Source organism: Planctomycetaceae bacterium, assembly GCA_039680605.1.
Classification (GTDB): Bacteria; Planctomycetota; Phycisphaerae; order SM23-33; family SM23-33; genus JAJFUU01.
In genome coordinates this window covers 74,096-89,893 of record JBDKTA010000008.1, presented here as the reverse complement: position 1 = coordinate 89,893, position 15,798 = coordinate 74,096, and the positions used below count along the sequence as shown (strand labels likewise).

13 protein-coding genes and 1 tRNA gene are annotated in these 15,798 nt (G+C 64.7%); 8 read left to right on the top strand and 6 right to left on the bottom strand.

What is annotated here, in order from left to right; genetic code table 11:
- Positions 1–15 precede the first annotated feature (15 nt).
- Complete coding sequence (locus ABFD92_02400) at positions 16–591, top strand: RNA 2'-phosphotransferase (protein MEN6503366.1); 576 nt, start codon at positions 16–18, stop codon at positions 589–591.
- On the opposite strand, the gene ABFD92_02395 is transcribed toward ABFD92_02400, so the two are convergent.
- From ABFD92_02395 to ABFD92_02375, 5 genes are read right to left on the bottom strand one after another with little or no spacing between them, the layout of a single operon-like run.
- Positions 579–3,368: a hypothetical protein gene (locus ABFD92_02395; protein MEN6503365.1), complete on the bottom strand. Its 2,790-nt coding sequence runs from the start codon at positions 3,366–3,368 to the stop codon at positions 579–581. The two genes, ABFD92_02400 and ABFD92_02395, sit on opposite strands and share 13 nt — an antisense overlap.
- A gap of 5 nt (positions 3,369–3,373) precedes the next feature.
- Entirely contained in the window at positions 3,374–6,184 is a 2,811-nt protein-coding gene (locus ABFD92_02390) for a hypothetical protein (GenBank protein MEN6503364.1), read from the bottom strand.
- On the bottom strand, positions 6,177–6,893 hold the full coding sequence (locus ABFD92_02385; GenBank protein ID MEN6503363.1) for a hypothetical protein: 717 nt from the start codon (positions 6,891–6,893) through the stop codon (positions 6,177–6,179). The genes ABFD92_02390 and ABFD92_02385 overlap by 8 nt, the downstream gene beginning before the upstream one ends.
- Positions 6,890–8,077 carry an AAA family ATPase gene (locus tag ABFD92_02380; protein MEN6503362.1) on the bottom strand — a complete coding sequence of 396 codons (1,188 nt, stop codon included), beginning with the start codon at positions 8,075–8,077 and terminating at the stop codon, positions 6,890–6,892. The genes ABFD92_02385 and ABFD92_02380 overlap by 4 nt, the downstream gene beginning before the upstream one ends.
- Positions 8,074–8,709: a hypothetical protein gene (locus ABFD92_02375; GenBank protein MEN6503361.1), complete on the bottom strand. Its 636-nt coding sequence runs from the start codon at positions 8,707–8,709 to the stop codon at positions 8,074–8,076. Before ABFD92_02375 ends, ABFD92_02380 begins: the two co-directional genes overlap by 4 nt.
- Before the next feature lie 146 nt (positions 8,710–8,855).
- On the opposite strand from ABFD92_02375, the gene ABFD92_02370 reads away from it, so the two are divergent.
- The 7 genes from ABFD92_02370 to ABFD92_02340 all read left to right on the top strand — a co-directional run bounded on the left by ABFD92_02370 (position 8,856) and on the right by ABFD92_02340 (position 15,287).
- Positions 8,856–9,779: an STM4015 family protein gene (locus ABFD92_02370; GenBank protein MEN6503360.1), complete on the top strand. Its 924-nt coding sequence runs from the start codon at positions 8,856–8,858 to the stop codon at positions 9,777–9,779.
- Entirely contained in the window at positions 9,751–10,953 is a 1,203-nt protein-coding gene (locus ABFD92_02365) for an STM4014 family protein (GenBank protein MEN6503359.1), read from the top strand. The genes ABFD92_02370 and ABFD92_02365 overlap by 29 nt, the downstream gene beginning before the upstream one ends.
- Positions 10,946–11,773: an STM4013/SEN3800 family hydrolase gene (locus ABFD92_02360; protein MEN6503358.1), complete on the top strand. Its 828-nt coding sequence runs from the start codon at positions 10,946–10,948 to the stop codon at positions 11,771–11,773. Before ABFD92_02365 ends, ABFD92_02360 begins: the two co-directional genes overlap by 8 nt.
- Positions 11,760–13,088: an STM4012 family radical SAM protein gene (locus ABFD92_02355; GenBank protein ID MEN6503357.1), complete on the top strand. Its 1,329-nt coding sequence runs from the start codon at positions 11,760–11,762 to the stop codon at positions 13,086–13,088. Before ABFD92_02360 ends, ABFD92_02355 begins: the two co-directional genes overlap by 14 nt.
- Positions 13,073–13,945, top strand: a complete 873-nt coding sequence (locus tag ABFD92_02350; GenBank protein ID MEN6503356.1) for an STM4011 family radical SAM protein — start codon at positions 13,073–13,075, stop codon at positions 13,943–13,945. Before ABFD92_02355 ends, ABFD92_02350 begins: the two co-directional genes overlap by 16 nt.
- A gap of 185 nt (positions 13,946–14,130) precedes the next feature.
- Positions 14,131–14,215, top strand: a tRNA-Ser gene (locus tag ABFD92_02345).
- A gap of 73 nt (positions 14,216–14,288) precedes the next feature.
- Positions 14,289–15,287 (top strand): aldo/keto reductase, encoded by a 999-nt coding sequence (locus ABFD92_02340; protein ID MEN6503355.1) that lies wholly within the window; start codon positions 14,289–14,291, stop codon positions 15,285–15,287.
- A gap of 52 nt (positions 15,288–15,339) precedes the next feature.
- Here ABFD92_02340 and ABFD92_02335 read toward each other — a convergent pair whose 3' ends face one another.
- The gene (locus ABFD92_02335) at positions 15,340–15,789 is read right to left on the bottom strand and encodes a hypothetical protein (protein MEN6503354.1); all 450 of its coding nucleotides are present in this window, start codon (positions 15,787–15,789) and stop codon (positions 15,340–15,342) included.
- Positions 15,790–15,798: the final 9 nt, after the last annotated feature.

Genomic DNA, 15,798 nt, shown 5'->3' with positions numbered 1-15,798 from the left:
CGGAATGGAAAGATCATGTTGAGTGATAAAGAACGAGTACGAATCAGCAAGTTCCTCAGCCTGGTGCTCAGGCATCAGCCGCAGGCGGCGGGGTTGACCCTCGACCACGCCGGCTGGGTTGATGTGGCCGCGCTGCTGGAAGGCTGCCGCCTAGCCGGCCGGGCGATCACGCCGGAGCAACTTGCCGAGGTGGTGGCGACCAACGACAAGAAGCGGTTCGAGTTCAGCTCCGACGGCCTGCGAATCCGCGCCAGCCAGGGGCACTCCGTCGAGGTGGAACTGGGCTATTCGCCAGCCGACCCGCCGGAGACGCTCTATCACGGCACGGCAGAGCGGAACCTTTCAGCCATCCGCGTCGAGGGGCTTCGCAAGGGTCAGCGGCATCACGTGCATCTGTCGGCCGACGAGCGGACAGCCGCCAGCGTCGGGCAGCGATATGGCAAACCGGTCGTGCTGGCGGTGCAAGCCGGCCGCATGCACGCCGATGGGCACGCGTTTTTCATTTCCACCAATGGCGTATGGCTGACAGGTCACGTCCCACCGCAATACCTGGACTTTCCCCGCCCCGCCGCCCAAGATCACGGCAGCTGAAAGATGCGCACCTTGAACGATTCGGTCACGACGGCAAACTCGCCGGCGTTGCCGGTGTTGAGGACGGCCAGTGGGCGTTCATCGGGCACGTCAAAGCCGCCGATGTACTTGAGGCCGCTCTTGCGAATGTCATAAATGCCCCCCTGCCCGCGACTGGCGACTACCACCATGCCGCTGCTGGTGAAGATCGCCAGTGGGTCGAGCATGCCTTCGCCGAACTTCACCTGTTGCGGCCAGTCGGCGTCGGTGAAGATGACTCGCGCCCCTTCCTCCAGCGTCACGACGATGCGGACAGGCGAGTACGGCGCTGCGGCCGCCATGCTGACGATCGGTGTTTCAAATTCGAGCGTCTCCAGTTGGTCCCCTTGGCGGCGGAACTTTTGACTGTCCCAGTAGAGCTGGTTGCCGATGGCGAACCACACGCCGTTGCTGCAGGGCACGAACATCGGCACAGCCGCCGCCATGCCTGCCGCCAGGCCCACAAAATGCGAGTGCTGCAGTCGCCCGTCGCGGCAGTAGCTGTCCAACTGAAGCTGTTCATTGACCCGGCAGAGCACCCGAAGGCCCACGTTGTCATAGGCTATCGCCACAACGTTCTCAGGGGCCCATGCAGGATACCCGCCCAGGAACCGCCGCCCACTGGGCAGAACGGCTTGCCGCTCATGAAGGCGCCGCCCGCCCGGGCTGGCGACAACCACGTGGCTGGGGCTGTTGGGGTCGACGGCCAGCAGCAATGGCTCGTGACTGGCACAAACCTGCCTCAGGCGCAGGATGTTGTGGCCGGCCTGCCAGTCGTGGGCCAGGATGCACGGCAGGTGCTGGCTGTCGTAGCCGGCGGCGTAGAGAAAACCGTTGGCCGCGGCAAAAACGCTCCACTCGATCGCCTTGGCTTCTTCAACCGGCAACTGCAGCGTTCGCACCAATGCCGCCTTGCCCGCGGACACGCTGGGGCGAACCGGCGCCGCCTGGGCGCTATGCAGCTTCGATTTGGCGCCGCAGTAGCGGTCGACGTCGCGGCTGAGCAGCCGGTCGTGCGGGCACAGACGCACCAGTGTTCGGCCGATAGCGACGGCCGCCGACGGGCTGGCGCCGTCGAGCGTCATGCCGGCCACCACGCGAACGGCGTCGCCGATCACGCGCCGTGTAGGATGATCGGGATACCCTTGCGCGGCGGCGGCCAACGACTCGACCAGCGTGACGGCGTGGCGAGGCAGCGTCTGCGATTGCAGTGTTCGCACCAGCGACTGTGCGTCGCCATGTCGGCCCAGCCGCCCCAGCAGCGAGACCCGCTCCTGCAGGCAAGCCCCCGCCTGCTTCGTCGCCGGCCAGGCCTGGGCCAGAATGTCCAGCGCTTCTTGAGGCGCCTTGAGCTTGGTCTCGAGCAAGGCGGCGGCAGCGAGACTGTTGCCCTCGTGCAGCAACTGGTTCACGGCTTTGCGGAATGCCTCGCCGGCATCTTCCGGGCGGTCGAGAAGCGTGTAGAGATCGCCCACCTTCTCGAAGTGTTTGTGCTCCTGAAAAATCGCGATGGCCTCCAGCAGCAGTCCGCCGCTTTCGAGGCATCGGGCGGCCTCGAGAGGATTCTTGAGATGATCCCTGAAGACGGCGGCGGCTTCGCGGAAGTGCCTGCCCTGCTTGAGCACATTGGCGGCGCTGTGGTGGTCGCCGAGGAGAACAGCGTAGATATAGGCTGCGCGGCGGAAGCGGCCCAGGGCGATCTCGCGGTCGGCGGCCTGGCGGTACTGCCGCATGAGCTGGGCCTGGTATTCGTAAGGCATGTCCCAGAAGTCGGCCGCTTCGCCGCCGCCAAGCCGGCTGAGGTTGAAGTCCGTCGAGCGAGGCCCCAGGCGTGATCCCGGCCGCGCCACGCCGCGATGGGCGGTCGACCCCGCCAGAGGCAAGGCATATCTCAGGCCCGCGTCGGGGTCAGATTCCATCAGCCGCATCAGCCTCGCGAGTTCCTTAAACCGCGCCGCCATGAGGCGCTGGCTTGCGGTTGAGGCTTTCTGCGCCGCCCATTGGGCCATTTTGTCCAACCAGCCTGGGCCATCGCCTCCGGGGCGGCCGCCGGCGCCGGCGGCTGCAGCCTGGCCGCCGCTGGCCCTGGCGCCTCGGCGCAGGGCCGCCAGACCCGCCGCAATCGCCCCCAGCCCTGCCGAGGCGGCCCTGGCCGCCGCCCGTCCCAAGATCCCTCGGGCGGGATCGTCGGGCAGTTGGGCGATCTGGCCGGGGGAATCGCTGGAGATATCCTCCCGCCCCGCCTCGATGATATCGCCGAGTTCATCGAGTTGCGGCCCCGTCACGCTGCGCAGCCTCGGCGCGGCCAGGCCCGGCACGGCGCGGTCCCACGGACGCGAGTCGACGCACGGCGGAGCCACCAACTGATGCGCGGCGACGGCGTCGTCGCTCTGGAAACCCGCCAGCGGCGCCGACGGATGCAACACGTACAAGTGCCCCGGCAGAAGCGAGACAATCTCCACGTCAGATACTTGCGGATGGATCACGGCATCTACCGGCACGTAGAGCTTGCCGCCGACACAGCCGTACGCGACGGCCGCGGGGGAATCCATGTCCGGCGGTATGCCCGGCCCGGCCGCCAAGGCGCCGATGGGCGTGCGGTCGCTGACAGAATTCGCCAGCACATAGAGGCGCAGGTCCTTCATCGCCATGCCCCAAGACGCAATGGTGTCAAGCCACCGCTGAGCATCGCCGCCGGGCAGAAAATACGCGCACGTCCCCCGCACCGCGTCGCCGGCATGCACGAGATGTAGCGTCATTGTAATCATGAGACGGCTGCCGTATTGGCGAATTGCTCCATAAACGTGCAGATCGCGTGCGGTGAGACTGCAGCATGATCGCCGATGAAGTACTCAAGCCCGCACCAGGAACCATCCGACGCCCATGCGCCCGTGTTGCCCTGACTCACCATCACCAGCGACAACTCCGGCAGCTTAGGATTGCTGCTTCGCAGATGCAGCAGTCCGCGGCTGTCGATCCAGACCCTGCTGCCATCCTTGAAACCGGCGACACGCACTTGAAATCCGTAGCGGGTTCGCTGCGGGCTGAACTTTCTTGGTTCCCTCATCGATCCTGAAGATAGCGTGAGCGCCAACCCGAGAGGCGCTGGTCCGACACGCACACCGAGAAGACCGTTCTTCAACTTAAGGCACAAGTTACCCGTGCCCTCTTCGATACCGACTGCCAGTATCTTATCGAGACTGCGACGCAAGCCGCCGGAAGGAGCTCGGAGATATTCGTAGCCAATTTTCTTGGGGGGCGAGCCGGGTTCAAGGGTTGTGGAACAGGAAGTCCCCCCCACCCAATGCAGATATTCCCGTTTGTCCTCGCGCGTAAGATAGACTAGTTCGCCGTCAGGGGAAATGAGGGGCCTCGTATACAGCCGCGGGCCTGGTTTAGGTGCGAATTCCTTGTCTGCCTCCAGCTTGAGAATTTGACCCGTAGGCAGAACAACCCAAAGTCCTTCTTGGCTATGCCGCTCAAATACGGCCAATGTGTCCACAGCCAGTGGCGCCGGGATCGGCAATTCCTGCAGAGCGAAGCCAGAGGGCTGCTGCGACAAGACAGCCCACTTCCCCAGAGAACGGAAGACGCGACCCTGCTGCCACCGCATACCGGTGGCAATGCGCAGGGTCTGGATCGACTTGCCTCCCGGCAGTGATAGCACCTCGATGATCCCAGGATTGATCAGGCAAAGATGATCGCCAATCACGCATGCTCCTTCGAGACGGGCGATGCCGGATAAACGCGTTTCCTTAACACCCATTCCCTCCAGATCGGCTTGAATCAGAAGAAGCCCCTCGTTGGAGGCAAGGATTGTGTAGGCTGACTCTCCGTGGACGCCCAACCAGCGGACATTGTGATTTGGCAGCGAGTCGGACAATTGAAGAGCCCCTCGATCGCGTCTTTGCCAACGCAACAGTTGGCTGTTAGTAGTGACGGCTACTATGCCCTTGTCCGCGGGCGCCCAAAGCTGTACCTCCCCAGGCGTGGACAGCAGCAGCGGCATGGGGCGCACTGAGAACAGCAGCGGCAGGTTGGTGTCTCGGTTTTCGTCGATCAGGGGCTGGCGTTTCTGCGACCCCGCCTGCGGGGTCAGAATGTCGTCGAGCTTGAGCTGCGCCCGGCGCAGGATGCGATGCCCGGCCGGCGACCACGACTGAAGCTGATACTCCCCATCGGCATTGACGGACGCCACATAAAGCGTCCGGTCAGTCAGCGCGTGCAGTTGCAGTTGAAACTCCGGATCGGCCAGAACGTCTTCGCTGGTGATCAAGACATCATCGAGCGCTTCGCCTTGGGGGCCGGCCTGGGCCAGCAGCGCTGCCAGCGCCGAGCCCGGGTGCGGCGAAACGCTGAGCGTCTCCAGAAGTTCCACCAGTCCCTGGCGCGTGAGCAGGTCGGTTTCGACCGCGGCATGCTCCTTCGTGCGCCACGCCACGACCTTCGTGTGCGATTCGGTGGTCGCGGCCATCGCTAGCGCCACGGCCGCGGCGAAGACTCGCGGGACGCCCCAGAGGCGGATGCCGGTGTCGATGAGCAGCCGCCGGCGGGCGGTGGGATTTCGGGGAGGCGTCTCGCGGCGGAAGTACATCGCTTCGTTGAGGGCGACGCGCACGGCAAGGGTCAGGTCATCGTGGGCCAGTTCGCCGGGCAGAAGACGGTCCAGGCTGCCGCGGTTGGCGATGTCGGAGAAGCCCCCCACCGGCAGTTCCTCGTGGTCGCTCACGCGGCGGGGCAGGCACACGACCGCCATCAGATCGTGTGCCAGACGGGACAGTCCGGACAGTTCGCTGTCCTGAGCCAATTGCTCCAGCAGTTCCCGCACGTTTTGGGCAGGCGGGGTCTCGACCGGCGCCGGCTGTGGCAGTTCATCCAGGCCCGTCCGCAGGCGCAGGCCCACGCGATCGCGAGTCAGCGGCATCACCGCAAGTCCCTGGAACAGGGCCGCCAGGCCATCGGCGAATCGAGTGGCCGCGGCTCCGTCAGGGCGCTCGTCTGCGGTGCCATTCTCCATTAGCAGGTCCGGATCGAAGCCGGCCTTAAGCAAGCCTGCGACGGCCTTGGCTTGAGCCGGCGGCACTGCGGGCGGGACGGATTCGAATACAATTTTTGCCAGGCTGACCTTGCTGTCGAGCTTCGAGCGATATTCCTGCGGCAGTTCGTGGATGCGGTCCAGGCCCTCCAGCACCGCCTGCATGAACACCTGCAGCGGGTGCTGGGCCTGGCGCATGCGGTCGAGCAGTTGGTTCGAGCTTTCGGCGCCCGAGGCCTGGACTTCCTTCAGGACGCGCACGATAGCTTTGGACTCGTGATACCGCGCCGCCCCCATCAGCATGCCGCGATCAAGATCCTTCCACGCCGGGCGGCAGGCAGCCACCAGCAGCAGGATCGCCTCGATGGGCGGCAGACCGGTGTCCGCCAGGGCTGTGACGATCGCCTTGATTTCGCTGGCGAAGGCGATGGTCCCCCCGCCGACCCAGGAGGCCACCTGCGCACGTTCCTCCCACCGCCAGAAAGCGTTGGGGCCGGGGGCCAGGTAGCCTAGCGGCATTTCCCTGAACCGCTTAGCCATCGGCCATCTCCTGCGCCGTCAGGCGCGCGGCGCTTCGCGAGGCGGCCACGAAACACTGCTGATCCAGCAGCGCGCTGGTGCCGTCGGGCCAGAGGATAACCAGGTCCTGCGGGCCGGCTTTGAAGACGGCGCGAACCGACTCGGCGTCGATCACCGGCTGCCACTGGTATCCGCAGGGCAGGGCCACCCCCGCTTCTTCAGCCAGCAGCATCCCGCGGATCGGCGGCAGGGGCCAGCCGCGCACAATTACCTGCGAATCGCGCGAGACGGCGAATGATAGATCCCGCAGGCGGATTTCGGCCGCGCCGGCCGCATAGGCCGCCCAGGCCTCCAGGTCCACCAGCATCGCGTTTGCCGGGCGCGGTTGCGACGTTCGCACCAGCCGCAGAGCCGCAGGGGCAGGCAGTTGCCCCGCCAGGGCCGCCAGCGGCGCCGCGGGGCGGAGGAACTGCTGCAGGATCACCCAACCCTCCGCGGGCAGCATGCCCGTCGGGACGCGGGCGCCTGCGGGACGCAGTTGCCCATCGGCGGTAAGGGTGTAACGCAGGGCCCCGGAGAGCTTGCGCAGCGCCAAGTCCGTCGCGTCGTCGAGGACCTCCCCTTTCAGCCAGATCCGCTGATCCTGGACGCAGACCTCAATGCCGCCGCGCAGGCGCAGGCTGCCCAGCAGGTGCGCATCATCCGACGAGATGACGGCGGCCCACTTCATGCGTCGCTGCGCCCCTCGAAGTGTTTCCAGAGTTGGTCGACCTGCTGCTGCAGGAAGCCGCGCTGATTGGCATCGCTGACCCATTGGCAGCGCCCCGCCAGCACGGCCAGCCGGTCGCGCAGCGGCGAGCGGGCAGTGGCGTCTTTTGCCTCGCCGATGGCTTTGCCCAACCACTCCAGGTCGCGCGCCATCGCCTCTGGATCGGGGGCGCTCTGCGCCTGGGCCCGCGGATGCCGCTTCTGCATCTCGACATCTTTCGACAGCGCCTCCTGCACGATGGCCTGGAGCACCTCCTGCTGTTCCTGGCGGTCCCAGATGTATTGCAGGATCCAGAAGTCCGACACGGCTGCCTGCAGCCGCCCGCACAGCAGCGAACTGGCGGCCACAAGACGCTGGAACTTGATCGCGCGGCGGTCGGAGATATCGATGCCCGCGTGGCGAAGGCGGCGGATCAGTTCCAGGTACGGCAGGCGGACGCACTGGATGTCGACCTGGTGGAGGCGCCCCTGCAGGCGGCGGATGTCGTCCATCATCAGCGTCGTGCCGCGTTCGATCAGCCCGCCGTCGATCTTCCAACCGGCGTCGAGCACGTCGCCCAACCGGTCGTCGCTCACGTTGTCGCAGTGCACCCGCATGAGGAAGCGGTCGAACAACGCGCGCAGGGCGTCGTCTTCGGGCAGGCGGTTGCTGGCCCCGACGACCATCAGCAGCGGCAGCGGGATCGTCTCCTTGCCGCGGCGGAATACTTTTTCGTTGAGCACCATCAGCAGGCTGTTGAGGATCGCGCTGTTGGCGTTGAGCAATTCGTCCAGGAACACCAGGCTGGCCTCGGGCAGCATGCCCTGGGTATTGGTGACCAGTTCGCCCTCGCGCAGGCGGCGGATGTCAAAGGGCCCGAACAATTCATTAGGCTCGGTGAATCGCGTCAGCAGGTAGTCGAAAGCCACGCCCTCCAGGCGCCGGCTCAGGTCCTGCACGATGGCGCTCTTGGCCGTGCCGGGAGGCCCCAGGATGAACAGGTTTTCTCCGCCGGCCAGGCACACCCCCAGCAGGTCGATGACTTCGTCCTTGCCCACGTACGTGCGCTTCAGCGGCGTCAGGACTTCATCGACCAGCCGCCGGCCGATGGCAAGGCCGGGTTCTTCGTCTGGCGTCTGCTGAGCGGTTATTGGATTCTCACTCACGTTGGGTTTCCTTCTTTGATTGCGGCCGCGACGGCCGGACAGAGCTCGTCATAAATTCCCAGGCCGGCTCGGACGATGGCGCCCACGCGCGGGTCCTGGGCACGAGGCAGGTCGCTGCAGCGGAGGATCCGGTCGGCGTACAGTTGGCGCAGCGACGGGTCATTGACGAAGGGCCCGATATCGACCGCTCCCACGCCCGCCACGCCCACCGATGACAGCGGCCACTGCTGCGCCAGGTCCATCAGGGCGTACACGAGCGGGTCGTCGCCGGCCAGTCCGCGAGCCAGCGCGATCAGTTGCGGCAGGTGCCGCAGCGCCAGATCGACTGAGTACGCCGCCGACGGCGAGGCAGGTTTGGGGCATGGCTGCGACAGGGTCTGAGTGACGGCCTGGGCGGGAATATCTCTGAACGTCAACGCCTGGCAGCCGCAGTACAGGATGACAGCGCTCCAGGCCAGCGCTTCGGCATCGAGCTGGGGCGGCTGGGCGGGCAAGTCCAGCCGCGCCAGGCGGTCCATCTGGAGGAAGACGCTCCGGCACTGTGCGATATCCTCGGCGGAGGGCTGATCGGGCGCGGCCAGGACAATGTCGCCGCTATCGAGCAACTCTTCGAGAAATGTCTGCAAACTCATTTGACGGCCTCAAACAGCAATGCCCCAGGGTTCGTGAGCAGTACCATATCAGAACTTGAAAACAGTTCCAAGAGTGTGCATAATCCCTCCCGCTGGCCGCGCAAGACGTTCATGCGTGTTAAACAACATTATTCTGGGGCACCATCATGACAATCCACGATCACGAGGAATTCTTTGCCGACCTGCCTGTGCGCAATTTCAACGATCAGGAAGACGCCAGCGTCGGGGCGTCCTTCGCGTGGCGAATCGCCCTGGACTGGCAGCAGGTCGATGACGGCATGACTTTCGAAGGTGTTTTCGATTCCTTCCTGATGAAGCGAGGCGCCGACCAGGTTACCGCACTGATTATCGGAGACTGGGGCCACGCTGGCGAGGGCGACGCCAGCAAAGAGGTGATCGACCACCTGGTCAAGGCCTCCAAGCGACTGGGCGCCATGCGGGCGCTGTTTGTGGGGGAGATCACATACGAGGAAAGCGAGATTTCCTGGATCCACCAATCTGATGTCTCGCCGGTGCTGCAGGCGTATCCGCGGCTGGAGGTTCTGCGCCTGCGCGGCGGGATCGATCTTTCGCTGGGGCCGGCACGTCACGCGACCCTGCGGTCGCTGGTGATCGAAACGGGCGGACTGCCGCCCAACATCTTGACCGAATTGGCCTCGTCCGATCTTCCACAGTTGGAGCATCTGGAGCTCTGGCTGGGCGACAGCGGCTATGGCTGGGGAAGTTCAATGGATGACCTGGCGCCGGTTCTCTCAGGACGGCTGTTCCCGAAACTGCAATACTTGGGACTGCGCGACAGCGAGGTGGCCGATGAGGTGGCAGCGGCCGTCGCACAGTCGCCACTGCTGGAGCGAATCAGCGTGCTGGACCTGTCGCTGGGAACGTTGGGCGACGCCGGCGCCGCAGCGTTGGCGAAGTCTCCCGCCGTGGGCAACCTCAAGCTTCTGGACGTCAGCCATCACTACCTCTCCAAGGACGGCCTGCGTGCGCTCAAGGACATCGGCATCCAAATCCGGGCCGACGACGGGCAAGGGGACGGGGATGAGCGATACGTCGCTGTCGCTGAATGAGAACCGTGCTCCGGCGGACGCGCCGCCGTTTGCCGTGGTGGCCGACAGCCATGACCGCCGCGTGGCACTGTTTCAGCAGGCTCTGGCCGAGCGGAAGCTGCCCGCCGCGACCGTGATCGACTATCGCCGGGTCGCGGCAGGCGAGGTGGCCTGGGAGCGCGAGATCCCGCGCGGATGCATCGTGCGAATCGATTCGCCCGGGCGAGACTTTGAAACCTACCGCTCCCTGTTGACAGTAGGCGCCGACGCCGCCGAGGCCGAGGGCGCGCCTGTTCTCAGCCGCGCCACCCTGGCCCGCCTGGAGCCCCAGAAAGGCAAGATCCTCCTGCCCCGGCAGTGGTATCTCGGTTTTACCGCGGTCCTGGATCGTGTCGGCAGCGCCTTGGCTGAGCGCAGCGATGTTGTCCTGACCAACCATCCACACGACGTCGCCGTCATGTTCGACAAGTCGCTCTGCCACGCCGTGTTGTCGCGGGCAGGGCTGCCTGTCCCGCCGCCGATTGGAGCGGTCGAAAACTTCCAGCAACTTCGCGACCGGATGCGCCAGTTGGCACGGCCGAGGGTCTTCGTTAAGTTGCGACACGGATCGGGCGCCTCGGGCGTGGCCGCCCTGCAACCGACTGTACGAGGCCTGGAGGCTTGGACCACGTGCGAGATGGTAGCAGGATCGGAGGGTGTGGAACTTTACAACAACCGGCGAATCCGGCGGTACCGCAATGAAAGCGAGGTAGCCCGCCTCGTCGATACCCTCTGCCGGCACGGCGCGCATTGCGAAGCGTGGGTGCCTAAGGCCGGCATCGACGGCTGCGCGTGTGATCTGAGAATCGTCGTCATCGCCGGCCAGCCACGCCACGCGGTGATGCGGCTGAGCAAGACGCCGCTGACGAACCTGCACCTTCGCAACGCGCGCCGCGATACCTCGGCCATTCGGTCTCGGATGTCTGAGCCGGCTTGGCGAAGCCTCATGGATACCTGCCGCCGCACGGCGGCGATGTTCCCTCGCACGCTGCACGTTGGAATCGACGTAGCCGTACTGTGCCACTTCCGCCGCCACATGGTGCTGGAGGTCAATGCTTTTGGCGACCTGCTGGACAGCGTGACCTGGAACGGTCAGGATACTTATGCCGTCGAGTTGGCGGCCATGCTCGCGATGACGGGATGCCTCCATGATTGACGCCAATGCGTTGATAGGCACGCACGACATCCTGCTGATGACGCTCGACACGCTGCGCTACGACGTGGCGTGCCGCTGCCTGGAAGATGGCCGCACGCCAAACCTCGCGCGCCTGCTGCCGCAGGGACAGTGGCAGCAGCGGCACTCGCCGGGCAACTTCACGTACGCGGCGCACCAGGCATTCTTCGCAGGCTTCCTGCCGACCCCCGCCGAGCCCGGCACGCACGAGAGGCTGTTCGCCCTGGCATTTGCCGGCAGCCAGACGACCTCGCCCCGCACCTGCGTCCTGGAGGCGCCGGACATCGTGACAGGCCTGGCCGGGCGGGGATATCACACTGTCTGCATTGGCGGAGTTGGGTTCTTCAACAAGCTCAACCCCTTGGGCAGCGTCCTGCCGGGCCTGTTCGCCGAGAGCTATTGGTCGCAGGAACTGGGCGTGACCAACGCTCAATCCACACAAAACCAAGTCGCCATCGCACTGGATGTGCTGCAGCGGCTGCCCGCCGGCCAGCGGTTGTTTCTCTTCGTCAACGTCTCGGCGCTGCATCAGCCCAATTGCATTTTCGCCAAAGGCGCCATCGAAGACAGCCTCCAGACACAGGCAGCAGCCCTGGAGTACGTCGACCGTCATGTCGGCGTACTGGTCGAGGCGATGCAGCGGCGCGCGCCGCTATTGGGGATCATCTGCAGCGACCACGGCACGGCCTATGGCGAAGATGGGTATTACGGCCACCGCCTGTGCCATCCGGCGGTCTGGACCGTGCCATACACGGAATTCGTTCTTCCCCGCACGCAAGGAGCCAGCCGTGCCGGGAGATGACATCCTGGATGCTTTCGAGGCGGCGCCGTTTGGCGGATATGTGTACTCCTATCCGCACAAGACGGCGCATCGCCCGCTGACGCCGGCAGTGCCCCTGGATTCGCTGTGGGCTCAGCAGGGGCGCGATGCTTTGTTTCTGTATCTGCATGTGCCCTTCTGCCCGGCCCGGTGCGGATTCTGCAATCTCTTCTCCCTCTGCTCTCCGCCGCCGGGAATGATCGACGACTACCTGGCCACCCTGGCGCGCCAGGCGCGCGTCGTGCGCTCGGCGCTGGGGGCTTGCTCGTTCGCACGGCTGGCTGTTGGCGGCGGCACCCCAACCATCCTGGACTGCCGACAACTGGAGGCGCTGCTGGCGGTGGCAGACGTCATGGGCGCTGACGTGCCCGGCGTCGGCGGTTCGGTGGAAATCTCGCCCCGGACGGTTGACCTTGACAAGTTGCGTCTGCTGCGACAAGCGGGGCTGCGCCGCGTGAGCGTGGGCATTCAGGCATTCGACGAGGCCCAGGCGCGAGCGCTGGGGCGGGTGCAGTCCCGGCGGCAGATGCACGAGGCTCTGGAGGCCGTGCGGGGCTGCGGTTTCGAGACGCTCAACATCGACCTGATCTACGGCGGGCCCCAGCAGGACATGCAGGATTGGTGCCAGTGCCTGCACGAGGCCCTGAAGTACAAGCCTGAGGAACTGTACGTTTACCCTCTTTATGTTCGGCCGCAGACAGCTCTGGCCGGGCGGAGCATCAGCCCAGACCTGCGGCTGCAGGCCTACCGCGTCGCCAGGGCGATGCTGCTCGATGCCGGCTATCGCCAGATCTCGGCCAGGATGTTCCAGTTGCCGCGCGTTGCCGACGGCGACGACGGACCGGCGTACTGCTGCCAGGACGACGGCATGGTGGGGCTGGGTTGCGGCCCGCGATCGTACACGCGTCAACTGCACTACTCCGGCCGCTACGCTGTCAGCCGCAGTGGAATCGAAGAGATTCTGGATCGCTATATCGCCACCGAGGATCGCGCCTTTGCCTGGGCAGCCCACGGCATATGGCTCGACGACGAGGACCAGCGGAGGCGGTTCGTTCTGCAGTCGCTGCTACAGTGCCGTGGGCTTGACCGAGGGCATTATCAGACCCGATTCGGCTCCGACGCTGTGGACGATCTTCCGCAACTGGCTCAACTGCAGTCGCGGGGACTTGCCCTGTTCTCTGACGATGCCATCCATCTCAGCGAACGCGGCATTGAGCTTTCCGACGCGATCGGGCCCTGGCTCTATTCGGCCGCCGTGCGCCGGCTGATGGACGAGTTTCAATGGCAACAGACCTGACCATTCTGTATCGCGGCTGCCTTGCCGACTGCAACTACTCCTGCTGGTACTGCCCGCAGGCCAAAACGTCGTCAACGCCGAAGGTCTTGCATGACGATCGGCTGGGCGTGGAGCGGTTTGTCGACTGGGCGCAGCGTTACGCTGGCGGGCGATTGTCGGTGTTCTTCACGCCCTGGGGCGAGGCGCTGTGGCGCCCGTGGTATCAGCAGGCCATCGCGCGCCTCAGCCACATGAACCACGTGCGGCGCGTGGCCGTTCAGACGAACCTTTCCTGCAATCTGACCTGGGTTGGGCAGTGCCGTGTCGAGCGCGTCGGCCTCTGGTGCACGTATCATCCAAGTCAAACCAGCCGCCGCCCCTTCCTGCTCCAGTGCGCTGAGTTGTCAGACGCCGGCGTAGCATTCAGCGTCGGAATGGTCGCGGTGCGGGAGCATTTTGACGAAATCCGGATGATGCGGCAGGCGTTGCCCGCTGGGATATATCTGTGGCTCAACGCGTACAAGCACGGCGACTACTATCAACCACAGGAACTGGCTGCGCTGACGGCGGTCGACCCGCTGCTGCCAATGAATGTGCGGCCGCACGTCAGCCTCGGCCGCCTGTGCCGTTGCGGGTCGAGTCTAATCGCCGTCGACCACACCGGCACATTTCGTCGATGCCATTTCATTGCCGAACCGCTGGGCAACATCTATAATGACGCGTTCGAAGACCGCCTCAGGAGCGCCCCCTGCACCAAGGCAACCTGCAGTTGCCATATCGGCTACATCCACCTGGCAGATGCCGCTGGCGATGACACTTATGGAGGGGGCATTCTTGAGAGGATCCCGCGTTTCATAGGCAGGAAACAGACCCAGTAGCCGCTCTGCCAAACTTGAACGAGTTGGCGCTTGATATGCACAGGGGCGGAATCTTGGGACGGAAGGTCGGGCTTGGGGCGAACTTGGGGTCTTCTCCCGGATCCAATGCACAGGCATGCAATGAATACGAAAACACTGGATTCTATAGGGAAAATAGCCGAAACTCCCCTGTGCAGGCTGCATCGGGTAGGGTGTCCGAGTGGCCGAAGGAGCCGGTCTTGAAAACCGGTGTGCCGAAAGGCACCGTGGGTTCGAATCCCACCCCTACCGTTCAAAACGGTAATCAGTGATCAGTAATCAGGGCGATGGTTACTGATTACTTGATTACCGATTACTGAAGAGCATGGAACATCGTCGCGTTGGAAATACCGATCTGGAAGTGACGGCTGTCTGCTTTGGGGCCTGGGCTATCGGCGGGTGGATGTGGGGCGGACAGGATGAAAGCGACGCGCTGGCGGCGGTGCGGGCGGCGATGGAAGAAGGCGTCACCACGTTTGACACCGCGGCGGTGTACGGTTTTGGACGCAGCGAAGAGTTCATCGCCAAGGCGTTGTCCGGCGTCAAGCGCAGCGACGTGCAGATCCTGACCAAGTACGGTCTGCGGTGGGATATCGACAAAGGCATCGACCGCTGGCAGACGGTGGACAACGAGGGTCGGCCGCTGACGGTCAAGAAGTATGCCGCGGCCGAGAGCGTCATCTGGGAGTGCGAACAGAGCCTGCGGCGGCTGGGGACGGATTATATCGACCTCTACCAGTGCCACTGGCGCGACGAATCGACGCCGGTCGAAGAGACGATGGCGGCTATCGACCAACTGATCCGCCAGGGCAAGATCCGCTTCGCCGGGCTGAGCAATTTCAGCGTCGTCGACATCGAGGCCTCCCGCAAGGTCGCGCCCATCGCGTCGGACCAACCGCCCTATAGCATGGTCAACCGCGGCATCGAAAAAGACGTGCTGCCCTACTGCCGCCGGCATGGGATCGGCCTGCTGGTGTACAGCCCGCTGCAGCGCGGGCTGCTGACGGGCAAGATCACCGACGACTACGTGTTCGGCAAAGGCGACCACCGCTCGGGCAACGCGTTCTTTCGCCGGGCCAACCGCCAACGGATCAACGACTTTCTGGATCAAATCCGCCCCATCGCCGAGTCGCACCGCGCGACGCTATCGCAACTGGTAATCGCCTGGACAATCGCCCAGCCGGGAATCACCGCCGCTCTGGTCGGGGCGCGCGATCCTGCACAGGCGAAAGAAAACGCCGCGGCGGCGGCATTGAAGCTCACGGATGGGGAGGTCGCAAGGATCGATTCGCTACTGGAAGATTTACACCTGGAACTGGATTAGCTGCAAACACGTCGAGCAAGCTCGACCGCTAATGTTTCCCGTCCGATGTCTCTCAGCCCGGGCCTGCCCAGAGGAGTTTGCCTTGCCCGTCGCTGACCAGCAGCATGCAGAGCGTTCGCGGCTGGTGACTTTCAGTCAGACGAAGAGTCGCGCGGACCACGTCGCTGCCGTACTGGTCGAGCATCACGATCTGCACATCCGGGGCATTGGCGATCTGCTTGAGGGTGTAGACGGCCATCTCGCGCCGCCCGCCGTCGTTGGGTCCTGCCGGAACCACCTGGGCGGCGATGACGGCATCGAGTTCATTCGTTGCGGCCGTCCGGAGTTGGGTGATCATGTCCTTGACCTGCGCGGCGCGGGGCGAATCGTCCTTCAGTTCCTTGCGCGGGTAATCGCCCGAGCAGCCGCAGAGGGCAGCAAAGAGTCCGCAGCAGCAGAACAATGTCGCACCGGTCAAGGTGCGGAAGGACGCCGTCGCCGCAATCCGCAATCCGTAATCCACAATCCGCAA